The sequence below is a fragment of the Gluconobacter kanchanaburiensis NBRC 103587 genome, from assembly GCF_007988905.1.
Taxonomy (GTDB): Bacteria; Pseudomonadota; Alphaproteobacteria; order Acetobacterales; family Acetobacteraceae; genus Gluconobacter; species Gluconobacter kanchanaburiensis.
In genome coordinates, this window is sequence record NZ_BJVA01000003.1 from 55,425 (window position 1) to 77,758 (window position 22,334).

Genomic DNA, 22,334 nt, shown 5'->3' on the forward strand with positions numbered 1-22,334 from the left:
CTCATCAAGAATGACACCTACCCGACCACGACCTTTCCGCAGACGGGCAGTGTTTCACGTGAAACCATACCGCACACCTTTGCGAGAAAGAACCCATACCGGGTATCCGATCCGAAAGAAGCAGACAGCAAAAAGGCGCCTCCCCGAAGGAAGGCGCCTGTTCCCCAACATCAGACTGAAAAAACCGTTCAGTCTTCCGCGTAGGTCGAAATATCCGGGCAGGAACAGACGAGGTTCCGGTCCCCCCAGGCATTGTCCAGACGCCCGACCGGCGACCAGTATTTCGACGTGTTCACACCACCGGGGAAGCATCCTTCCTCGCGGCTGTAAGACCGGTCCCATGTGCCCGCCAGATCCGCCGTGGTATGCGGCGCAAAGCGCAGCGGGCTGGCCTCCATCACCACATGCCCGGCTTCGACTTCGGCAATCTCCGCCCGAATGGCGATCATCGCATCGCAGAAGCGATCCAACTCGCCCTTCCCCTCGGATTCCGTCGGCTCGATCATGAACGTCCCCGCCACTGGGAAGCTGACGGTCGGTGCATGGAAGCCATGGTCGATCAGACGCTTGGCGATATCGTCCACCGTCACACCGACCGCATCCTTCAGCGGGCGCAGATCCACGATGCATTCATGCGCAGTAAAGCCATTCGTGCCGCGATACAGAACCGGGTAGTGCCCTTCCAGACGCGATGCGATGTAGTTCGCATTCAGGATCGCCATCGTCGTCGCCTGACGCAAGCCCTCGTCGCCCATCATCATGATATAAGCTGCGGAAATCGGCAGAATGGATGCCGATCCGAAAGGCGCAGCGGACACCGCAATGCCATGCTGTCCCGGCAGATACGGCGCAAGGTGCTTACCCACTCCGATCGGCCCCATGCCCGGACCGCCACCGCCATGCGGAATGCAGAACGTCTTGTGCAGATTGAAATGCGAGACATCGGCGCCATACAGACCCGGACGCGCCAGACCGACCTGCGCATTGAGGTTTGCACCATCCAGATAGACCTGACCGCCGGCTGCATGAACCAGCTCGCAGATCTCGACAATCCGCTCCTCGAACACGCCATGCGTGGACGGATAGGTGATCATGATGGCTGCCACGCGCCCGTCATGCTGCGCAATCTTCGCCTTCAGATCCTCGACATCGACATTGCCGTTCTCGTCGCAGGCCACGACGACAACCCGCATCCCAACCATCTGCGCCGAAGCCGGATTGGTCCCATGCGCGGACGCCGGAATCAGGCAGACGTCGCGGTTCTCGTCCCCACGCGCCCGGTGATAGCCACGGATCGCCAGAAGCCCGGCATACTCACCCTGCGCGCCGGAATTCGGCTGAAGCGAGACAGCGTCATACCCCGAGATCGCACAGAGCGTACGCTCCAGATACGCAAACAGCTCGGCATAACCCTGAACCTGATCGGCAGGTGCGAACGGATGAATCCGCGAGAACTCCGGCCAGGTGATGGGGATCATCTCCGCCGTCGCATTGAGCTTCATCGTGCAGGAGCCCAGCGGGATCATCGTCCGGTCCAGCGCCAGATCCTTGTCCGCCAGCGCGCGCATATAGCGCAGCAGATCCGTCTCGGAACGATGCGCATGGAACACGGGATGCGTCAGCAGCGGAGCCGTCCGGGACAGGCTCTCCGGCAGCGCATCCGTCACATCGAGCGACTGTTCGACAGATGCGAGATCTGCGCCTTCACCCGCGAACGCCGCCCAGACCGCACGGATTGTTTCCGGCGTCGTGGTCTCGTCACAGGACACGCCGATCCGGCCATTCCCCGCATCACGCAGATTGATGCCGGATACCACGGCCAGCGCCAGAACCTGCGGTGCAGCAGCACCCACCTGAACGGTGATCGTATCGAAGAATACGTCCGTCTCGACGCTCGCGCCCAGAGCCTTCAGCCCCGCGGACAGGATCGCCGCCATCCGGTGTGCGCGCGCAGCAATCGCCTTCAGCCCTTCCGGACCATGATAGACCGCATACATGGACGCGATGATCGCCAGAAGCGCCTGCGCCGTGCAGATGTTGGACGTCGCCTTCTCGCGGCGGATATGCTGCTCGCGCGTCTGAAGTGCCAGACGATAAGCGGGCTTGCCCGCACTGTCGCGCGACACTCCAACCAGACGCCCCGGCATGTGCCGCTTGAACGCATCGCGTGTCGCCATGAACCCCGCATGCGGGCCACCAGCCCCCATCGGCACGCCATAACGCTGCATCGAGCCGATCGCGATATCCGCGCCCAGCGCACCAGGGCTTTCCAGCACCACGAGCGCCAGCGGATCACAGGCCAGAGCCGCAATCGCACCCTTCTCATGCAGCGCCGCAATCACGCCGCGCAGATCCCGCACCTGCCCCGAAGACCCCGGATAGGACAGCAGCGCGCCAAACACGGAGGACGCATCCAGATCCGTCTCTGGATCACCCAGGACAACATCCCAGCCCAGCGGCTCAGCCCGCGTGCGGATCACGGCAACCGTCTGCGGGTGCGTGTCGGCATCCACAAAGAACGCCGTCGCCTTCGACTTGCCCACGCGCTGCGCCAGCGCCATGGCTTCCGCACAGGCCGTGCCCTCGTCCAGCAGGGACGCATTGGCAATGTCCAGCCCCGTCAGATCCGCCACCAGCGTCTGGAAGTTCAGCAGCGCCTCAAGACGGCCCTGGCTGATTTCGGGCTGATACGGCGTATAGGCCGTGTACCAGGCCGGATTTTCCAGAATGTTCCGCTGGATGACCGGCGGCAGAACCGTGTCGTAATAACCCTGCCCGATCATGGACGTCAGAACCTGATTGCGCGACGCAATCTGACGCAGACGCGCGAGCGCATCCTGCTCGGTCAGGGCCGCACCGATCCCGTGATCCCCGCGATCGAGAATGGCGGCCGGAATGGTCCGGTCGATCAAGTCATCGAGACTGGACGCCCCAACGACCCGCAGCATCTCCCCGATTTCGGAAGGACGCGGGCCGATATGGCGGGAACTAAAATCTTCGGTCTGGGCAGGCCACAAGGTCGTCACAGGCAGGTTCTCTGGCATTTTCATGAAAAGCGGAGGCAGGAATTCGGGGTAGGCCGAAAGAAAAACGGGGCCTGCCAGCGCAGACCCCGCAAGCCTCAGAGGCTCTTGTACTGCTCGGCCGTCAGCAGGCCCTTGAGGTCGTCCGGGTTGGAAACCGTCATGCGGAAGATCCAGCCCTCGCCTTCCGCATCGCGGCCCACCAGCGTCGGATCATCGGACAGCGCTTCGTTAAAGCCCGCCAGCGTCCCCGCAACCGGCGCATAGATGTCGGACGCCGCCTTCACGGACTCGACAACCGCAGCCGCATCACCGGCGGCAACTTCCGTGCCCTCGTCCTTGGCTTCAACGAACACCAGTTCGCCCAGCTCTTCGGAGGCATGCGTCGTGATACCAACAATCGCCTGCTCGCCATCGACGCGGATCCATTCATGGGACTTCGTGTAATAGGTCGTCATTGCTACTTTTTCCTGATCTGAAATTCGACTGTAAATTCAGCGCTTGAAGCCGGGTGCCACGAACGGCATCGCCCGCACATGCAGTGGCACATACTTGCCCCGCAGTTCCGCAAAAACGGGTGTGTCCAGCGCCGCATAGTCCGACGCGACATAGCCCATCGCAACAGGAGCCTTCACGCTCGGGCCAAACGCCCCAGACGTGACCACCCCAATTTCCTTCTGCCCCTCCGCATCGGCAAAGAGCTTCGCCCCCGCCCGCACCGGAGCCCGACCTTCCGCCAGCAGACCCACGCGTTTGCGCGGCACGCCATCGTGCACCTGCTTCAGCACGACCTCAGCACCCGGGTAGCCACCCTCACGGGAACCGCCCTCACGGCGCGCCTTCTGGATCGCCCAGCCCAGCGAGGCTTCAACCGGCGTGGTCGTGACATCAATGTCATTGCCATACAGGCACAGCCCGGCCTCAAGACGCAGCGAGTCCCGCGCGCCCAGACCAATCGGCAACACATCCGGCTGCGCCAGAATCGCACGCGCGACCTTCTCGGAATCCGCGCCCGCACAGCCGATCTCGAACCCGTCCTCGCCCGTATAGCCGGACCGCGACACCGTCACCTTCACGGGCCCAGTCGCAGTGGCCAGCTCTGTCTCGATCACATCCATGAAGCGCATATCCTTCACGGCCGGGCAAAGCGGCGCCAGAGCCGCTTCCGCAGCCGGCCCCTGAAGCGCCATAAGCCCACGATCAAACTGGCGCGTCACAACACACCGATCAGACAGCGCCTTCTCGATCCGGTCCGCGTCCTGAACCTTGCAACCCGCGTTCACGACCACCAGAAGATCATGGCCCATATTGGCGACCATCAAATCGTCCAGAATGCCACCCTCTTCATTGGTCAGCAGTCCATAACGCTGACGCCCGGCGGCAAGGCCGACATAATCCGCGGGGACCAGCGTCTCCAGAGCCGCAGCAGCCTCCTTCACGTCGCCGCTTTTCGCAGCAATGCGGATCTGCCCCATATGAGACACGTCGAACAGACCGACCTTCTCACGCGTATGCAGATGCTCCGCCATCAGCCCCGCAGGGAACTGGATCGGCATTTCAAAGCCTGCGAATGGCACCATCTTCGCGCCAAGTTCCAGATTCAGATCATAAAGGGGAGTACGCTGGAGGGAATCGCTCATACGAAAAAGCCCGGTCCATTCTATCTCAAGACGTGAAGATGCAGACGCCCCCAGCTCCACGCAGAACGCGGCCGGAAACACGTCGCCCCTTCTGTCCTTTCGCCTGAGATCGCTATCCCGTCGGCGGATGCGTCACGCGCACCTCTCTCCAGAATGTCCTGACCGCCTCGGTCCTTTAGCCTGAGAGTTTCCGGGGCGGTTGCTCCTTCGGCGCCAGCCTTTCGGCTGGTCTCTCCCGTGTCGGTCCTTCCAATCCTGCCAGTTTCCGAAAAACTCCGCAATCGTTACGATTGCTCATGCGTTGTGTCTTCTGACCCTAAAAACATGAAGGAGAATTCCATGGCTGGCGAACTGACGGTTATTGCCGAATTCGAGACCACACCCGCGACCTACGAGAAATTTCTCGAAGCCTGTGCTTATGACAGCGAACGCTCCGTCGCCGACGAATCCGGCTGCCACAGCTTCACGGTCCTCTCTCCCGAAACGGAAGCCGACACCGTCATCCTGGTGGAAGTCTATACCGACCGCGCCGCTTTCGAGGCCCATCTCAAAACCACACATTTCGGGGTCTTTGCAAACGCTGTAAAAGAACTGGACATTAAGGAACGCGGCGTCCGCTTCCTGAAGAAAAGGGCTCCCTGAGCAATGCATCTTTCAAGCACGAAACGCCTCCTCGCCATCACACTCCTGTGCGGCACGGTTTCCGCCTGTGCTTCACACCCGCAGCACAATCCCCGCCAGCGCCTGATCGGGATCCCCAACCCTGCCAGCGTCTATTGCACGCAGCAGGGCGGCCGACACGGCGACGTCCGGACGCGCGGCGGCGAAACCGGCACCTGCACTTTCCCCCCAAACCAGATCTGCGACGAGTGGACGCTCTACCGCGAACACCGCTGCGTCGCTCCCCTGGCCAAGATGAAGCCCTGATTTTCCAGCCCGGTCAGGCCTGAACAGGGCCGCCGGGTTTTTAACAATCCATATACATAACATGTTATGTATTCTATCCACACAATACCCGGAATCCGCATGACCACCCCTTCCCCGCTAAGTGCCCTGACCACGCGTAACACCAGGCTCTTCACGCTCCTGCTGGAACGCGAACTCAAAAAGACAGGCCTACGGATCGGTCAGCTTCCTGTGCTTCAGGCTTTGCAGGACGGGAAAACCCTCAATCAGAAAGCGCTCGCGGATTTTGCAGATATCGAACAGCCGGGCATGACGACACTTCTCGTCCGGATGGAACGCGACGGCCTGATCCAGCGCGAACCAGACCCGACAGACCGCCGCAGCACACTGGTCACACTGACATCGGACGGACAGCGGAAAAGCCGGAATATCGTTCCCATTATGGAACATTTAACCGACATAGCACTCAAGGGGTTTACACCCCTCGAACGCGATATTCTCGTAACACTTCTGGAACGGATCAACAGCAGTCTGAAAGAACAGCTGTAACCGCCCGCCCCTTCAGTCAAAGAGGCAGGCGCACGATCATTTTCCGGTTTTGGGAAGATGCTCGGCAATATAGGGCGGCAGGTTGAACGAGCCGACATGGATTTCCGGCGTCCAGTAGCGTGTCGTGCCCACAATCTTCGCAGCCTCCGCACGGGTACGGATCTGCTCGACCGTCTGCGTGTTCGGTGCCTGTCCCTTGGAGGCCACACCCAGCGTCATGAACCCACCGACATAGGTCGGAACAGCGGCCACATACGCTCCCACATGCGGGAAGAACTTCGCACGACGCAGACTCGTCTCATGCAGTTCGTCCGCCTGCATGAACGGAACACCGCACTGGTTCACGATCAGACCTTCGTCCGAAAGAATGCGCGCGCAGTTGCTGTAGAACTCGTCCGTGAACAGCACTTCACCCACACCGATCGGATCGGTGCTGTCGACGATAATCACATCAAACGAGCCGTCTGCCGCCTTCAGGACGTAGTCGATGCCATCGCCAACGATGACCTCGGCCCGCGGATCGTTCCACGCATCACCGGCAATATTCGGCAGATACTGCTTGGACAGTTCAATCACCGCGCCGTCGATCTCGACCATGACAGCCTTCTCGACCGTGTCATGCTGCAGGACGCGACGCAGAACACCGCCGTCACCCGCACCGATGATCAGCACGCGCTTTGCACAGGGATGCGCCAGAAGCGGCACATGCGTCAGCATTTCCTGATAGACGAACTCGTCACGTTCGGTGATCTGGATGACACCATCCAGCACCAGCACACGACCATGGCTGGAGCTTTCAAACACCACCACATCCTGGAAGTCGGATTTTACCCGTGCGAGCTCACGCGTAACGAGAAAGCGCTGTCCCCAGTCCGGGTACAGGGTCTCGTTGAGCCATGTTTCAGCCATGGATCATCGTTTCCTTGTCGGATTGTATTGAAAAAGGGCCGGTTTCATCCGGCCCTTTGGTCAGTTCAGGCAGCCTTGACGGCCTTGTCCTGCACACGGCCACGCCGTACGGCGTCAACCTCGATCCGGCCGGCCTGGAACAGGCGCTGCATCACCGGGATCGACAGATTCGGATCACACACGCCGCACATGAACACGTCCACGGCTGCATAATTCCGTTCCGGCCACGTATGGATCGAGATGTGGCTTTCCGCCAGCACGATCACGCCGGATACGCCACCATTGGGCGTGAAGTGATGGAAATGGCTGTGCAGGATCGTCGCACCAGCCGCCACGGCGGCTTCGCACAGCGTCTCGTCGATCCGCATCGGATCATCGAGATTCCGAGCGTCCCAGAAATCGATCAGCAGGTGATTGCCAGCAAAACGCTCGCCATCACGCTCAATGAAGTAATCCTTGCGCTCATCTTCAACAAAGTGAGCGTCGCTGTTCTGGATATCTCTCGGGAGTTCCGATACCATCCCCAGTTGAGCAAGTGCGTTCATCACGTACCCCCAAACCAGTAGACAGCCTGTTGGGCAAAAAATGCCCCCTTGGGCCAAGAAGCGCGCTAGTTACCGGCCCCTCCCCCCCGATGCAAGCACTTTATGGGGCGATTCCCCAATATGTCATATATCTTCTCCGGCCCATGTCCCTATTGCATGAGAAAGAGGTTTTCCCTTTCCTAGACACAGGGCTGAGACCGAAAATTTCATACCCCCCCAAGCCCCAGAAACAGTTCGGGCGTCGGGATCTGCGGGAAACGACTCCCCAAATCCCGACGCCCGACAGACGCTGATACATCCCGTTTTCGGGAGGCAGCATCCAGCCTCCCGAACCTGCCTGATCAGTTCTTGGTTTTGTCGACCAGCTTGCCCTTGGCAATCCACGGCATCATCGCACGCAGCTTCTCACCGGTCTTTTCGATCTGGTGCGCGTCGTTGCGGGCGCGAATGGCCTTGAAGCCAACGCCACCGGACTGGTTCTCAAGGATGAAGTTACGAACGAACGTGCCGTCCTGAATGTCCGTCAGGACACGCTTCATCTCAGCCTTGGTTTCCGGCGTGATGATGCGCGGACCCGTCACGTACTCACCATACTCCGCTGTGTTGGAGATGGAGTAGTTCATGTTGGAGATGCCACCTTCGTAGATCAGATCCACGATCAGCTTCATCTCGTGCAGGCACTCGAAATAGGCCATTTCCGGTGCATATCCGCCTTCGACCAGCGTCTCGAAACCAGCGCGGATCAGATCGACAACGCCACCACACAGGACAGCCTGCTCACCGAACAGATCGGTTTCGACTTCTTCCTTGAAGGTCGTCTCGATGATGCCTGCACGGCCGCCACCATTGGCGCTGGCATAGGACAGGGCGATTTCGAGCGCATTGCCCGAAGCATTCTGCGCCACAGCCACGAGGGACGGAACACCACCACCACGCTGGTATTCGGAACGGACCGTGTGCCCCGGGCCCTTCGGCGCGATCAGGAACACGTCCAGATCCGGACGGGCTTCGATGATGCGGAAGTGGATGGACAGACCATGCGCGAAGGCAAGGGCCGCGCCCTGCTTCATATTCTTTTCAAGGCTATCCTTGTACAGGGCGCCCTGGCCTTCATCCGGCGTCAAAACCATGACCACATCGGCCCATGCGGCTGCATCTTCCGGGGACATGACCTTGAAACCAGCCTCTTCCGCCTTCTTGACGGCAGAAGACGTCGGACGCAGGCCAATGACGATGTCCGTCAGGCCACTATCCTTAAGGTTGTTGGCATGCGCGTGACCCTGGCTGCCATAGCCGATGATCGCGACTTTCTTGCTCTTGATCAGATTCAGATCGGCATCGCGATCATAATATACCCGCATCAGACAGGCTCCTTGTTAAGGTGAAAGACAGAAGGACCACGCCCGATGGCGGCAATCCCGGTGCGCGAAACCTCGGCCAGACCAAGGGGGCGCATCAACTCGATGAACGCGTCGATCTTCTCGGGCGATCCCGTCAGTTCGAACACGAAACTCGTGGCCGTCGTATCCACAGGCCGCGCGCGGAACGAATCCGCAATGCGCAGGGCCTCCGTCCGGTGCTCGCCGGACGAGACGATCTTCACCAGCGCAAGCTCGCGACCCACATACGGACCTTCTTCCGTCAGGTCGCAGACGTCATGCACCGGAATCAGACGCTTGAGCTGCGCCTTGATCTGCTGGATCACCATCGGCGTGCCCGACGTCAGCACCGTGATGCGCGAGAGCTTCTGCTCCGCATCCACCAGCGCCACCGTCAGGCTCTCAATGTTGTAGCCACGGCCGGAAAACAGACCCACTACGCGGGCCAGCGCGCCACTTTCGTCCTCGATCAGGACTGAAATGACCGAATTCTGGATCGTCTCCGTCATCAGACCAGCATCTTCCCTTCTTCGGTCAGTCCCGCCGCTTCGGAATCCTGATCCGGACCCAGCAGCATCTGGTTATGCGCCGCACCCGACGGGATCATCGGATAGCAATTCTCGCCCTCGGCCACGCAGATATCCGCCACGACCGGCCCGTCATGCTCCAGCATCCGGCGGATCACGTCATCAAGCTCACCCACATGCGTTGCCCGCATTCCAGTAGCGTGGAAGGCTTCGGCCAGCTTCACGAAGTCCGGCAGCGCTTCGCTGTAGGACTGCGAATAGCGTGACCCGTGAAGCAATTCCTGCCACTGACGAACCATGCCCATATAGTGGTTGTTCAGGATGAAGATCTTCACCGGCAGGCGATACTGCGCGATCGTCCCCAGCTCCTGGATGTTCATGAGCGTGGACGCCTCACCGGCGATATCGATCACCAGCGCATCCGGATGCGCCACCTGTGCGCCCACAGCAGCCGGCAGACCATAGCCCATCGTCCCCAGACCACCGGATGTCAGCCACCGGTTCGGCTTGTCGAACTGGAAGTGCTGGGCCGCCCACATCTGGTGCTGCCCAACTTCGGTGGACACGAACGTATCGCGGCCCGTTTCCTTCGCCAGCTCATACAGACGGCGAACCGCATGCTGCGGACGGATGACGGCAGACGGCGTCATATCTTGCGTGAAGCCGAACCCATCCACACTCCGCCAGGACGCAATCTGGTTCCACCAGGTCGACAGATCCGGCGCAGGCGTATCACCCCAGGCTTCCAGAAGCGCTTCGAGCGTATCACGCACATCGCCTTCGATCCGCACATCCACCGGCACGATCTTGTCGATCTGGCTCGGATCGATATCAGCATGAACCTTGAACGAATTGGGCGAGAACGCATCCACACGCCCCGTCACACGGTCATCGAAGCGCGATCCCAGAGCGATCAGCAGATCACAGCCATGCGTGGCCATGTTTGCCTCAACCGAACCGTGCATGCCCAGCATACCCAGAAACTGCGGATCGGGAGACGGAAACGCCCCCAGCCCCATCAGCGTGGACGTCACCGGAAAGCCGGTCTTGCGCGCCAGACGACGCAGCAGGTCCGACGCTTCCGGCCCTGAATTGATGATACCCCCGCCCGTATAGAAGAGCGGGCGCTTCGCCGTCTTCATGGCTTCGAGGGTCCGGGCGATCGCCTCCGCATCCGGACCGCCCTGATGACGCAGCCGCTGGAGGCGCGACAGTGCCGGCTTCGTCAGCGGCGCCTTGCCGACCGTGATGTCCTTGGGCAGATCCACCAGAACCGGCCCCGGACGGCCCGAACGCGCAACCTCGAACGCCTCACGCACGGTCTGTGCCAGCGTGCCCGGCTCGCGCACGAGATAGTTGTGCTTGGTCGCAGGGCGCGTGATGCCCGTCGTGTCGGCTTCCTGAAACGCATCATTGCCGATCAGCTTGGTCGGCACCTGACCCGACAGGCAAACGAGCGGGATGGAATCCATCAGTGCATCCACCAGCCCGGTCACGGCATTCGTCGCACCAGGCCCCGACGTCACCAGCACCACGCCCACCTTGCCCGTCGAACGCGCATAGGCTTCTGCCGCATGAACGGCAGCCTGCTCATGGCGGACAAGCACATGGCGAATTCGGTCCTGCTGGAAAAGAGCATCGTAAATCGGAAGGACAGCCCCACCCGGATATCCGAATATGACCTCCACACCCTCTTCGTCGAGAACGCGCAGAAGCACTTCCGCGCCATTCAGCGCCTCGTTGCCTGTTCCTGCGTCTCTTTCAGCAGCCGTCACCGTTCCCTCCCAAGGTATGAGCCGCCGGATTTAGGACGACACCGCGACGGCGTCAACTCGTTCCGATATAAAGTTCTCTATTTTTTCATAATGACTTTCCGAATCTTGCGCATAATGGGTATATCTACGCAACGAAATCATCGCATCACCCTCTTTCCCCAATGCATGATGCCGGAACCACGTCGCCTGCCGCCGCGTATAGCGCCCGATCGAAAGAACTGCAGATTTCTGGGCCTCCTCAATCGATTCCTCCCCCCGCAAAACAGCAGTCAGTTCGGGCACACCATGCGCCCGCATGGCAGGCAGAACCGGATCGAGCCCCCGTTCCAGCAAAGAGGACACTTCTTCAAGAGCCCCGGCTTCCAGCATCTGTCCGAATCTGAAATCGATCGCCCGGCGCAACCCCTCACGCTCCGGATCAAGCTGCACGGACACGAACCGGCACGGCGCAGGTGGCAGACCCGGCTGCGACCGCCACCACGCCAGCCCATGCCCCGTCCCCGTCCAGACCTCCCAGGCCCGCGAAATCCGCTGCGTATCGTTCGGACGCAAACCAGACGCTGTTTCCGGATCAACTTCCGTGAGCCGCGCGTGCAGCGCCTCCGGCCCTATCTCTTCCGCCAGCCCCCGCGCTTCGGTCCGCGCAGCGTCTCCGGGATCCGGCACCTCCACCAGACCATCCGTCAGTGCCCGCAGATACATCCCCGTCCCACCACACAGGATCGGTATACGCCCCACGGCCCACGCTTCTTCCATTTCCCGCAAGGCTTCGGACCGCCACCACGCCACACTGCCCGGCACAGCCGCATCCAGAACCCCGTAAAGCCGGTGCGGGGCGGCAGCCTCATCCGCGTCGTCAGGACGGGCCGTCAGAATCCGCAAATCGCGGTAAACCTGCATGGAATCCGCGTTGATGATCGTACCGTTAAAGCGTCGGGCAAGGTCGAGCGCCAGTGCCGACTTGCCGGAGCACGTCGGTCCAGCCACAATGATCGCAGTTTTTATTGTCTTCGGGGCGTTCATTCTCCCCTCCTGCCACACGTGCCGGACCGTTACGAGATCTCATGTCCCTTCCTGCTGTCCTGACCCTCATCGCAGACCGGAAATCCGGTCCCCTCAAGCCAGAAGCGATCGACATCGCCCGCACGCTCGTCAAGGGCAATGCCCCGATCGTCCTGTCTCCGGGCGAAGCGGTAGATATTCCCTGCCCGCCGCCGCGTCCCGGCTCGGCCAGCATCGCCACAATCCGCGCAACCCTTGCGCCCTGTCGTGTCGATGCGCTGCTTCTCAAAACCCGTGGTCGCCGCCGGGCCGTCCTCGTCGCGGACATGGACAGCACCATCGTCACCGGCGAAACGCTGGACGAACTGGCGGACCTTCTGGGCTGCGGCGAAGAGGTCGCGGCCATCACCCGCGCCTCCATGAACGGCGAGCTGGATTTCGACACTGCGCTCGAACAGCGCGTGGCCCTTCTGGCCGGAAAACCGGCATCAGTTCTCGAACAGGTCTGGGAGTCCGTCACACTGACAGAAGGGGCCCGCGAACTCGTGCAGACCATGCGCAGGCATAATGGCCGGACGGCCCTCGTCTCGGGCGGCTTTACATGGTTCACCCAGCGCGTCGCCGAGCTTTGCGGATTCGACGAGAATTACGGCAATGAACTGGAAATCGCAGACGGCAAAATTACCGGCCGTCTCGCTGGCCCGATCCTCGGCCCCGACGCCAAGCGCGACCATCTCGAACGCCTGACCTCAGAACGCGGCGTTCAACTCCGTGCAGCCCTGACGACCGGCGACGGCGCCAATGACATTCCGATGCTCGCCAGCGCGGGACTTGGTCTAGCCTTCCACGCCAAACCCAATGTCCGCCGCATCATTCCCACTCAGATCAACTTCGCCAACCTGCGCGCGCATCTTTTCGCACAGGGCTATCATGCGAAAGACTTCGTCACGGACTGAGCGGACCTCAAACCCGCAGAAACGAAAAAGCCGCCGGACACTCTCTCCAGCGGCTTTTTTCGATCAGTATCCCCAGGTGTAAGGCGGCACACCCGAATAGGACGGCGCGGCGTAATAGCCAGGAGCATAGCCCGGCGCGTACCCATAGCCACCGCCATAACCTCCGTAACCGTATGGAGTGCTGCTTTCGATCGCCATGCCCGCAGCCATCCCGAGACCAACGCCAAGGCCCCAGCCACCCCAGCCCCAGCCGCCGCCCCAGCCCGGCATCCCCCAGCCGTAACCGAACCAGCCAGGACCGCCCCAGCCATTCCAGCCACCCCAGCCCGGATATCCCCAGCCAGCAAAGCGGGGGCCACCCCAGCCGCCGCCCCATGCATATCCCGGACGAAATCCCCAGCCCGGGCGTCCACCGCCCCAGCCACCGCGATATCCGCCGCCGGGTCCACCTCCGGGACCAAAGCCGGGACCGCCCCGGAAACCGCCACCTCCCATACCGCCGCGGACGCCTCCGCCCATGCCGCCGGGGCCCATGCCGCCTCCACGGAAACCGCCTCCCCCCGGCCCACCGCCACCATGAAAGCCCCCGCCGCCACCTGGTCCACCGCCACCTCCGCCATGCTGGGCCAGAGCGGAAGAGGAGAATGTGGAGGCCAGAAACGCCATCGACAGGACCATCATCGGTCTGCGTACGCGAGAGACCACAGGCCACACGGCGAATGTTGAGGCGAGAGTCATGGGAAGTCTCCTGTAGGAAAGCCCGTTCATTCTATCCATATCGGCATTGCCTGATCGCGCGCAAAGGTGGCTTTCCGATGACGAAACAACTTGTTTCACGTGAAACACTTCCGTCACCTTTTCTTGCGCCGCGCCCCCAGATGCCCCCCTAGACTTTCGAGCGCCAGCCGGAGTTCCTCGTCCTCAATATCCGGAACCTCGATCTGAAGCGGCCTGGGCCGTTTCGGGGATGGCCTTTCAAAGGCCACCAGATCCTGAACAATCTTGAGGCGCTCAATTCCGTATTCTCCCCGCAGGCCGCAAGCCACATTGATGCGCTCGATGATCTGCGGTGCCAGATGCTGAAGCTCCATGGCGATCGGCCCGGAACAGGCAAGCGTCAGTGTTCCCGCCGAAAGCCGTCGCGGTTCGGTCTGCTTACCCAGACGTGGCCCCACGAAATCAACCCAATCCATCATCAGGCGCGCCAGAACCGGGGGTTTCTTCCTGAAAACAGGCTGCGTCAGACCGTGAACGAAAGATCCGATCTGCTTCGCTCCCGACCGTCGCGGCGTCCAGTTCCGCTCCGATGGAATCCATCCATCCGGCTGGGGCAGCGCTTTCGCGCGGGAGGTCTTTCGTGTGGGCCGCTTGTCCGAAGCGTGATCCTTCGTCATATCCGTCCCTGTGACTCCTGATGCATCCGCCCTGCTCCGCTGGTACGACCACCACCGCCGCGTCCTGCCCTGGCGCAGCCTCCCCGGCCATCGCCCGGATCCCTATGCCGTCTGGCTAAGCGAGATCATGCTCCAGCAAACGACCGTCAAGGCTGTCATAGCCTATTACGAGCGTTTTCTCACACATTACCCGACCGTGCAGGATCTTGCGGCGGCCCCGCTCGAAGACGTCCTGCATCTCTGGGCTGGCCTCGGGTATTATGCCCGTGCCCGCAATCTCCATGCCTGTGCGAAACGCGTCTCCGAACGCGGCGGTTTCCCAGACACTGTCGAAGAGCTTCTAACCCTTCCCGGAATCGGGGCCTACACAGCCCGCGCCATCGCCGCGATTGCTTTCGGGCGCCCCGTCGTCCCCGTTGACGGCAATGTCGAGCGCGTCACGGCCCGGCTCAACGCCACCGAAGAGCCACTGCCAGCCTCACGCCCACTCCTCGCCCGACAGGCCGCGCTCCTCAACGACGACCCTGTGGCCCAGGGCCGCCCGTCAGATTTCGCACAAGCCCTCTTCGACCTTGGTGCAACGATCTGCACACCCCGCAATCCGGCCTGCCTGACCTGCCCCTGGCAGAGCAGCTGCATTGCCCATGCCCGTGGCATTGCGGCCCGGCTTCCCGCAAAGCAGCCAAAACAGGCACGCCCCGAACGCTATGGTGTCCATTTCCTCCTCCATGACGGCAATGGACAGATTCTCCTGCGCACCCGCCCTCCCACAGGCCTGCTCGGCGGCATGGACGAACTTCCCGGCACTGAATGGCGAAGCGCACCGTGGACCGGGGATGAGGCCCTCCTGCATGCCCCTGTCCTGACGAACTGGACCCACCGGGGACAGATCCGGCATGTCTTCACCCATTTCACCCTGCATCTGACGGTCTATGAAGCTTGCCTTCCAGAAGGCCATAATGCAGGGATCGATTCCTCTTTCGGCACGTTTCGTCCAGCGCAACGCGCCGCACTGCCCGGCGTCATGAAGAAATGCCTGGCCCTTACCAAGCACCCTTCGGAGACATGATGACTGAATCTTCCCCGAATATCCGCCTGTGGTTCATGGACTGGTACGGCTGGATGCTCGACCACGATCCCCTGAAAGACACCCCGACCCGCACGCCGTTCCAACCCGGACGCCTGCCGGGACTTTCCGCAGTCGTTCCCGCGCCGCTTTCATTTCCATGCTCTCCTGTCATGGAAAAGCGGGTGTCCATGCCGCGTCCTTTTCCGGAACTCGAAATGCAGGAACTGTCCAACAATCGTGTTGCTTTTTTCGTCCCCCGGTCCGGGACCTATCTGAGAAGCGTTCCCGTGCCGACCCCTTATGTCGATTACACAGGCTCGACTCCACTCGGATGGGAAAGTTTTCTGCCCCTGACCCTCAACATGCTGCGCGGCCTCTCTCTGATCATGACACCCGGGGCCCTCCGGATAGAAAACGGGACCGGCGACCTTCTCACCGCCCCCTCTTTCGAAGAGGAAATGACCCTTCGCTTCGGTGACCGGACCTTCCCGCTCTTCCTGAATCCGGCGGCCCTTTCGCAACTCGGGCAGCTCGCCGCCGGGCAGAGCGCATCACTCTCCGTGACCTGGGAAAACGGCGCAGAACCCGACATCCTCAAGGCACAACGCCAGACAGAGTAACGCCCAATCCCGCCATTGTCATGAAGGGGTCGTGTATCGGTAGGCAATCCGGTGCAATCTCATCCCCCTCATGAGAAAATTTTTTGAATTAATTGTAATATTTGATTGATGTCCTTCACAGACAGGATTTTTGTTTTAAACATTCCCGTGTCTGGAACAGGAAAATATTTCATACAAGGCCGGTCTTCTTTCCGGCTGTTATGGGAAGATATGTTACCATCAGGTTATTTTCTTGCCGAATGTGGAGACCTTCTTAAAAAATTGGTCTGTTTACTCGATTATACTCTCCGTTATTTAACGAAATACAATCGCTATCCCGAAAAATCCGGTCTTTCATGCCCCACTGACAGCGTGATTTTTCTCTCTCTCCTGTTCCAGACATCCGTTCCCTTCATGCAGACCGCATCCCGCGTCTTTTCCGGCATGAGAACGGATCATTACTCCGTTTCACATCACAGATTTTCCTATTGGCCGCGAGGGTCCGAAAGACTCGCCGGCGACTTTGCGTCCGGATCCATCAGGCGCACGGCCCCGGTTCCGTATCCCCGTGACCTCCCACCCGCCTCCTCCGGTCGGATGACTGCATGGTCCTGTCAGCACGGCAGATCATCCAGTCATCCGATCGTTCCCATGGCTCCTGAGGTACTGAAATCATGACTTACACTGTCGGACATTATCTTTCAGAACGACTTTCGCAGATCGGACTAAAGCATCACTTCGCCGTAGCGGGTGACTACAACCTCGTGCTGCTCGACCAGATGATCGAGCAGGGCGGCACCAAGCAGATCTATGACTGTAACGAGCTGAACTGCTCTTTCGCTGCCGAAGGCTACGCCCGCGCCAATGGTGCCGCTGCGGCGATCATCACCTTCAGCGTCGGCGCGATTTCCGCCATGAACGGTCTGGGCGGTGCTTACGCCGAAAACCTGCCAATTCTTGTGATTTCCGGCGCGCCGAACACCAACGATCACGGTTCGGGCCATGTTCTGCACCACACGATCGGCACGACCGAATACAGCTACCAGATGGAAATGGCGAAGCACGTTACCTGTGCCGCCGAAAGCATCACCTCCGCCGAAACGGCCCCCGCGAAGATCGATCATGTCATCCGCACGATGCTGCGCGAAAAGAAGCCCGCCTATCTCGAAATCGCCTGCAACATCTCGGCCGCGCCCTGCGTCCGTCCGGGCCCCGTCTCGTCCCTTCACGCCCATCCACGTCCTGACGAAGCCAGCCTCAAGGCTGCTCTGGACGAGAGCCTGAGTTTCCTCGACAAGGCCACCAAGGTTGCCATCCTCGTCGGCACCAAGCTCCGCGCTTCGGAAGCCCTCAAGGAAACGGTCGAACTGGCCGACAAGCTTGGCTGTCCCGTCACGGTCATGGCTGCTGCCAAGAGCTACTTCCCCGAGACGCATCCCGGCTTCCGTGGCGTCTACTGGGGCGATGTCAGCAGCCCGGGCGCCCAGGAGATCATCGAAGGCGCCGACGCCGTGATCTCTCTGGCTCCGGTCTGGAACGACTACTCGTCGGAAGGTTGGACGAGCGTTATCAAAGGCGAGAAGGTTCTCGAAGTCGATCCCGACCGCGTCACCGTCAACGGCAAGACCTTCGACGGCTTCCGCCTGAAGGAATTCGTCAAGGCCCTGACCGAGAAGGCCCCGAAGAAGTCCGCAGCCCTGACCGGCGAATACAAGCCCGTCATCCTGCCCAAGGCCGATCCGGCAAAGCCGCTGACCAACGACGAAATGACCCGCCAGATCAACGATCTGATCGACGGCAACACCACCCTTTTCGCCGAGACCGGCGACTCATGGTTCAACGCCATGCGCATGCATCTTCCCGAAGGTGCGAAGGTCGAGACGGAAATGCAGTGGGGCCATATCGGCTGGTCCGTTCCGTCCATGTTCGGCAACGCCACCGGCTCGCCGGAGCGCAAGCATGTGCTGATGGTCGGTGACGGTTCTTTCCAGCTCACCGCGCAGGAAGTGGCTCAGATGGTCCGCTACGAACTGCCGGTCATCATCTTCCTGGTGAACAACCACGGCTATGTCATCGAAATCGCCATCCATGACGGCCCGTACAACTACATCCAGAACTGGGATTACGCCGCTCTGATGCAGTGCTTTAACCAGGGCGTCCCCGGCAAGGAAAGCGGCAAATACGGTCTCGGCCTGCATGCCACGACGGGTGAGGAACTGGCCGAAGCCATCGCCCAAGCCAAGAAGAATACCCGTGGCCCGACGCTTATCGAGTGCAAGCTCGACCGGGCGGACTGCACCAAGACACTGGTCCAGTGGGGCAAAGCTGTTGCAGCTGCAAACTCCCGCAAGCCCCAGAACACTTGATCAACGCCTGACCACAAACAGGTCTCCAAAGAAAAACCCCCGTGTCAAACACGGGGGTTTTTCTTTTGTCGCACATGAAAACCTGACGATCGTCAGAGCAGACGCGCGACCTTCATGAACAGAAACGTCACGCTCATGAAGACGAAACAGACAATGCCTGCCTCCACGGTCCCCAGCGATCCCTGAGCCAGAAACATCCCGCCGGTATTCATGCCGAAGAACCCGGTTACGAATGTCGCGGGCAGCATCAACGTGGTCCCGACGGAAACGATATACAGCCGCCGGTTGGTCTCTTCCGCCTGATTGGACCCGAGTTCGTCCTGCAACGACCGCGCACGGTCCTGAAGCGCGATCAGATCGTCCAGAGCCGCATGAACCTGCCGTTCCGCCCGGTCCCGCAGTTCATCTTCCGCCCAGTCCGGAAGGTCCAGGTCCTCGTCTTTCAGAACACGATCGATCGGCGTCACAACCCGGCGCAGCTCGGTCGCACGACGGCGCACCTTGCCCACGATACTACCCAGATGCCCCAGATCGGAGCGATGCTCGATCAGCAGAAGCACGTCCTCGGCCCTGTCCAGCTCGTCATCAAGATGTCCGAGCTGCCGACGCACGGTTCCCGTAAATTCCCGCAATGCCCGATCGATGATTCCCGCGGGCGTCCGGGGAATCTGATCCGGTCTGAGAGAGCGATAGGCCGCTCCCAGAACAGGAATGGGGTTGCGTCGTGTCGTGATCAACAGATCCGGACGCATCGCAAACCGCCAGGCGCAGATCTCCCGGTCCTCTTCGGACAAAGCATCATCGAACGCTGGCAGCGCGCCCCAGATTAGATCGCCGAATGCTTCCAGAGCGATGCCGTATTCCGTCTCTGCCAGCATGGCGCAGACGTCCTCGGGCAGATCAGGCAGATGCGCGACATATCCGCGCGCCGAACTGTGGACCGTATCGAAATGCAGCCAGTACCAGCCATCATCCGAAACCGAACGCCCTGCCGCCAGAAGTGCTTCGACCTCGGCTGACCCAAGGGTGCGCAGCTCCTGCCCCGGAACGGCATGAACAGCCCAGACAAGACCATTCGCAAAAGCAGGAGCGCCGGTCTCCTGATGTTCGGGATCCAGAACCGTGAAAGGGAAGTTGTAGGCAGTGCTCTCTGACACGACATCCTCCTGTTCTCAGGGGGTTCAGGACCGATAGGCGATTTTCACAGAAACAATCCGAAAAAGGACTGGGAACAAGCCCTGTCCGGCTTCTCGCATGCCCGGTGAAGGGACGCAATACACCTGTCCGGACCAAAAATGTGAGGCCCGGCAGATGCAACTCCCACCCATTGGGGCTGTTATGGTTCTGCTCCGCAATGAGTCAGCCCCTGACCTAAGAGGCTTCCCTCCGGAAAGGAATATTCATGTCCCTCCGCACTTCTTTTTTCGTTGCCAGCCTTATGCTCGGCACCGCAGCACTTGCGCCTTCCGCAATGGCGCAGGCCGTTAGTGCTCCCAGCAATGATCAGACACAGACCTCCACATCAGCGATCCAGAAAGCCCAGAATTCTACGATCAGCCAGCCCAATAACGCTCTGCCGACCAATCCGCGTACGATCACGGAACAGCCTGACCAACCACCACCGAGTTCTCCGGGCGCCATGACCAGAAGCACGAGCGAAACTGGGCCCGTGCCGCCGAACCAGAAAAACCCCCGTAAGCTTGATCGCCGGCACACCCATTCTCACAAAAAGGCGTCGACGCCTGCCGAAACATCCCCACAGACCACGGCACCCCAATAAGGCTAGGCATCCAGACTGACGGTAAGACTGAAAAGTCCTGTCGGGGGAAGCCGCAGACAGGGACCCGGTAAGGGCGCCCTTTGCGCGGCTTCCCCAAGCCTTTATACAGGCACCCATCCAAAGATGGGCAGCAAGGGCCATTTCATGACGACGCAGGATTACAAGGTTCGCGACATTACTCTGGCAGACTGGGGCCGCAAGGAAATCTCCATCGCCGAAGGCGAAATGCCGGGCCTGATGGCTCTTCGCGAAGAGTACAAGGATACACAGCCGCTCAAGGGCGCCCGCATCGCAGGCTGCCTGCACATGACCATCCAGACCGCCGTTCTGATCGAGACGCTGATCGACCTCGGCGCCACGGTCCGCTGGTCCTCATGCAACATCTTCTCCACGCAGGATCATGCCGCCGCCGCCATCGCAGCAGCGAACATCCCCGTCTTCGCCTGGAAGGGCCTGACGGAAGAGGAGTTCAACTGGTGCATCGAACAGACCATCCACGGTCCCGATGGCTGGACGCCGAACATGATCCTCGATGATGGTGGTGATCTCACCATCATGATGCACGACAAGTACCCCGAAATGCTCAAGGACGTGCGCGGCATCTCCGAAGAGACGACAACGGGCGTGCATCGTCTGTGGGAAATGTCAAAGAAGGGCACGCTGAAGGTTCCGGCCATCAACGTGAACGACAGCGTCACGAAGTCGAAGTTCGACAACCTGTATGGCTGCCGTGAGAGCCTCGTGGACGCGATCCGTCGCGGCACGGACGTCATGATGGCGGGCAAGGTCGCCGTGGTTGCCGGTTATGGTGACGTGGGCAAGGGCTCCGCTGCTTCCCTGCGCAACGCAGGCTGCCGCGTTCTCGTGACCGAAGTCGATCCGATCTGCGCCCTTCAGGCCGCCATGGAAGGCTATGAAGTCGTCACGATGGAAAACGCAGCCCCGCGCGGCGATATTTTCGTCACCTGCACCGGCAACGTGGACATCATCACGATCGACCATGTACGCGAGATGAAGGACCGTGCGATCGTCTGCAACATCGGTCACTTCGACAGCGAAATCCAGGTCGAAGCCCTGCGCAACTACCGCTGGAACAACATCAAGCCGCAGGTTGACGAAATCGAGCTGGCTCCGAACCGCCGCATCATCCTTCTGTCCGAAGGCCGTCTGGTAAACCTTGGCAACGCAACGGGCCACCCGTCCTTCGTAATGTCTGCATCCTTCACCAACCAAACCCTGGCACAGATCGAACTGTGGACGGCAAAGCCCGGCCAGTACGAAGTCAAAGTCTACACCCTGCCGAAATCTCTGGACGAGAAAGTCGCTGCCCTGCACCTCGCAAAGGTCGGTGCAGAACTTTCCAAAATGTCACAGAAACAGGCGGACTATATCGACGTTCCAGTCAACGGTCCGTTCAAGCACGAAGAATACCGCTACTAAGACGAGGCGGATCAGGAAGGGCGGAATCCCGGTTGCACCCTTCCGGATTTCCTTAACCAACAGGAGTTACACTCATGGGTCTTTTCAGCACGATCATGTCCAAGATCTTCGGACATGCAGAAGCCGCCACACCGTCCACCACAGCCGCTCCGGCTGAAGCAGCCGCAGCTCCAGCAGCAGCAGCCCCGGCCGCAGCGCCCGTGGATGTGGACGCCGTCCTGTCCGGTCTGGCCGCAAATGCAGGCCAGCCGCTGAACTACAAGACTTCCATCGTGGACCTCCTGAAGCTGCTCGGCCTCGACAGCTCGCTCCAGTCCCGCAAGGAACTGGCCGGCGAACTGCATTATTCGGGCAGCACGGACGACACCGCAACGATGAACGTCTGGCTCATCAAGCAGGTCTACGCCGAGCTGGCCAAGAATGGTGGCAAGGTTCCGGCTGACTGGACGCACTAATCCGCGCCCCGTTCCTACGG

22 protein-coding genes and 2 riboswitches are annotated in these 22,334 nt (G+C 60.5%); of the genes, 10 read left to right on the top strand and 12 right to left on the bottom strand.

The window, feature by feature from the left end; genetic code table 11:
• Nucleotides 1-188: 188 nt before the first annotated feature.
• From gcvP to gcvT, 3 genes are all read right to left on the bottom strand, one after another.
• A complete protein-coding gene (gene gcvP / locus GKA01_RS03365; protein ID WP_194265848.1) occupies nucleotides 189-3,044 on the bottom strand; it encodes an aminomethyl-transferring glycine dehydrogenase in 2,856 nt (951 codons plus the stop codon).
• Between the two features lie 77 nt (nucleotides 3,045-3,121).
• Entirely contained in the window at nucleotides 3,122-3,481 is a 360-nt protein-coding gene (gene gcvH / locus GKA01_RS03370; protein ID WP_146859238.1) for a glycine cleavage system protein GcvH, read from the bottom strand.
• A gap of 36 nt (nucleotides 3,482-3,517) precedes the next feature.
• Nucleotides 3,518-4,663, bottom strand: a complete 1,146-nt coding sequence (gcvT, locus tag GKA01_RS03375; RefSeq protein WP_146859240.1) for a glycine cleavage system aminomethyltransferase GcvT — start codon at nucleotides 4,661-4,663, stop codon at nucleotides 3,518-3,520.
• 81 nt (nucleotides 4,664-4,744) lie between these two features.
• A riboswitch (glycine riboswitch) is annotated at nucleotides 4,745-4,821 on the bottom strand.
• Nucleotides 4,822-4,911: riboswitch (glycine riboswitch) on the bottom strand.
• A gap of 91 nt (nucleotides 4,912-5,002) precedes the next feature.
• On the opposite strand from gcvT, the gene GKA01_RS03380 reads away from it, so the two are divergent.
• The 3 genes from GKA01_RS03380 to GKA01_RS03390 all read left to right on the top strand — a co-directional run bounded on the left by GKA01_RS03380 (nucleotide 5,003) and on the right by GKA01_RS03390 (nucleotide 6,118).
• Nucleotides 5,003-5,305: a putative quinol monooxygenase gene (locus GKA01_RS03380; RefSeq protein WP_146859242.1), complete on the top strand. Its 303-nt coding sequence runs from the start codon at nucleotides 5,003-5,005 to the stop codon at nucleotides 5,303-5,305.
• A 3-nt stretch (nucleotides 5,306-5,308) separates the two neighbouring features.
• Nucleotides 5,309-5,590, top strand: a complete 282-nt coding sequence (locus tag GKA01_RS03385; protein WP_146859244.1) for a putative hemolysin — start codon at nucleotides 5,309-5,311, stop codon at nucleotides 5,588-5,590.
• A gap of 99 nt (nucleotides 5,591-5,689) precedes the next feature.
• On the top strand, nucleotides 5,690-6,118 hold the full coding sequence (locus GKA01_RS03390) for a MarR family winged helix-turn-helix transcriptional regulator (RefSeq protein WP_146859246.1): 429 nt from the start codon (nucleotides 5,690-5,692) through the stop codon (nucleotides 6,116-6,118).
• Between the two features lie 36 nt (nucleotides 6,119-6,154).
• Here the strand turns inward: GKA01_RS03390 and speE are convergent, their stop codons facing one another.
• The 6 genes from speE to miaA form a co-directional block, all read right to left on the bottom strand.
• Nucleotides 6,155-7,027 carry a polyamine aminopropyltransferase gene (gene speE, locus GKA01_RS03395; protein WP_146859248.1) on the bottom strand — a complete coding sequence of 291 codons (873 nt, stop codon included), beginning with the start codon at nucleotides 7,025-7,027 and terminating at the stop codon, nucleotides 6,155-6,157.
• Nucleotides 7,028-7,092: 65 nt separating this feature from the next.
• Complete coding sequence (speD, locus tag GKA01_RS03400; RefSeq protein ID WP_146859583.1) at nucleotides 7,093-7,572, bottom strand: adenosylmethionine decarboxylase; 480 nt, start codon at nucleotides 7,570-7,572, stop codon at nucleotides 7,093-7,095.
• Between the two features lie 341 nt (nucleotides 7,573-7,913).
• Complete coding sequence (ilvC, locus tag GKA01_RS03405) at nucleotides 7,914-8,933, bottom strand: ketol-acid reductoisomerase (protein WP_146859250.1); 1,020 nt, start codon at nucleotides 8,931-8,933, stop codon at nucleotides 7,914-7,916.
• Nucleotides 8,933-9,460, bottom strand: a complete 528-nt coding sequence (ilvN, locus tag GKA01_RS03410) for an acetolactate synthase small subunit (RefSeq protein WP_146859252.1) — start codon at nucleotides 9,458-9,460, stop codon at nucleotides 8,933-8,935. The genes ilvC and ilvN overlap by 1 nt, the downstream gene beginning before the upstream one ends.
• Nucleotides 9,460-11,253, bottom strand: coding sequence for a biosynthetic-type acetolactate synthase large subunit (gene ilvB / locus GKA01_RS03415; RefSeq protein WP_146859254.1), 1,794 nt, complete (start codon nucleotides 11,251-11,253; stop codon nucleotides 9,460-9,462). The genes ilvN and ilvB overlap by 1 nt, the downstream gene beginning before the upstream one ends.
• A gap of 30 nt (nucleotides 11,254-11,283) precedes the next feature.
• A complete protein-coding gene (gene miaA / locus GKA01_RS03420; RefSeq protein ID WP_146859256.1) occupies nucleotides 11,284-12,276 on the bottom strand; it encodes a tRNA (adenosine(37)-N6)-dimethylallyltransferase MiaA in 993 nt (330 codons plus the stop codon).
• A 41-nt stretch (nucleotides 12,277-12,317) separates the two neighbouring features.
• Here miaA and serB point away from each other — a divergent pair, with 41 nt between their 5' ends.
• Nucleotides 12,318-13,211 carry a phosphoserine phosphatase SerB gene (gene serB / locus GKA01_RS03425; protein ID WP_146859258.1) on the top strand — a complete coding sequence of 298 codons (894 nt, stop codon included), beginning with the start codon at nucleotides 12,318-12,320 and terminating at the stop codon, nucleotides 13,209-13,211.
• A 63-nt stretch (nucleotides 13,212-13,274) separates the two neighbouring features.
• On the opposite strand, the gene GKA01_RS13580 is transcribed toward serB, so the two are convergent.
• Nucleotides 13,275-13,949 (bottom strand): hypothetical protein, encoded by a 675-nt coding sequence (locus GKA01_RS13580; protein ID WP_194265849.1) that lies wholly within the window; start codon nucleotides 13,947-13,949, stop codon nucleotides 13,275-13,277.
• A gap of 113 nt (nucleotides 13,950-14,062) precedes the next feature.
• Nucleotides 14,063-14,605 carry a DUF721 domain-containing protein gene (locus GKA01_RS03430; RefSeq protein ID WP_146859260.1) on the bottom strand — a complete coding sequence of 181 codons (543 nt, stop codon included), beginning with the start codon at nucleotides 14,603-14,605 and terminating at the stop codon, nucleotides 14,063-14,065.
• 10 nt (nucleotides 14,606-14,615) lie between these two features.
• On the opposite strand from GKA01_RS03430, the gene mutY reads away from it, so the two are divergent.
• From mutY to GKA01_RS03445, 3 genes are all read left to right on the top strand, one after another.
• Nucleotides 14,616-15,674, top strand: a complete 1,059-nt coding sequence (gene mutY, locus GKA01_RS03435; RefSeq protein ID WP_146859262.1) for an A/G-specific adenine glycosylase — start codon at nucleotides 14,616-14,618, stop codon at nucleotides 15,672-15,674.
• Complete coding sequence (locus GKA01_RS03440; protein ID WP_146859264.1) at nucleotides 15,671-16,294, top strand: hypothetical protein; 624 nt, start codon at nucleotides 15,671-15,673, stop codon at nucleotides 16,292-16,294. The genes mutY and GKA01_RS03440 overlap by 4 nt, the downstream gene beginning before the upstream one ends.
• 653 nt (nucleotides 16,295-16,947) lie before the next feature.
• Complete coding sequence (locus GKA01_RS03445) at nucleotides 16,948-18,639, top strand: alpha-keto acid decarboxylase family protein (RefSeq protein ID WP_146859266.1); 1,692 nt, start codon at nucleotides 16,948-16,950, stop codon at nucleotides 18,637-18,639.
• Between the two features lie 92 nt (nucleotides 18,640-18,731).
• On the opposite strand, the gene GKA01_RS03450 is transcribed toward GKA01_RS03445, so the two are convergent.
• Nucleotides 18,732-19,796, bottom strand: coding sequence for a transporter (locus GKA01_RS03450; RefSeq protein WP_146859268.1), 1,065 nt, complete (start codon nucleotides 19,794-19,796; stop codon nucleotides 18,732-18,734).
• A gap of 245 nt (nucleotides 19,797-20,041) precedes the next feature.
• Here GKA01_RS03450 and GKA01_RS03455 point away from each other — a divergent pair, with 245 nt between their 5' ends.
• The 3 genes from GKA01_RS03455 (at nucleotide 20,042) to GKA01_RS03465 (ending at nucleotide 22,314) form a co-directional block, all read left to right on the top strand.
• On the top strand, nucleotides 20,042-20,419 hold the full coding sequence (locus GKA01_RS03455; RefSeq protein WP_141353555.1) for a hypothetical protein: 378 nt from the start codon (nucleotides 20,042-20,044) through the stop codon (nucleotides 20,417-20,419).
• A 144-nt stretch (nucleotides 20,420-20,563) separates the two neighbouring features.
• Nucleotides 20,564-21,859 (top strand): adenosylhomocysteinase, encoded by a 1,296-nt coding sequence (gene ahcY, locus GKA01_RS03460; protein WP_062107190.1) that lies wholly within the window; start codon nucleotides 20,564-20,566, stop codon nucleotides 21,857-21,859.
• A gap of 74 nt (nucleotides 21,860-21,933) precedes the next feature.
• Nucleotides 21,934-22,314, top strand: a complete 381-nt coding sequence (locus GKA01_RS03465) for a DUF3597 domain-containing protein (protein ID WP_141353553.1) — start codon at nucleotides 21,934-21,936, stop codon at nucleotides 22,312-22,314.
• Nucleotides 22,315-22,334 lie beyond the last annotated feature (20 nt).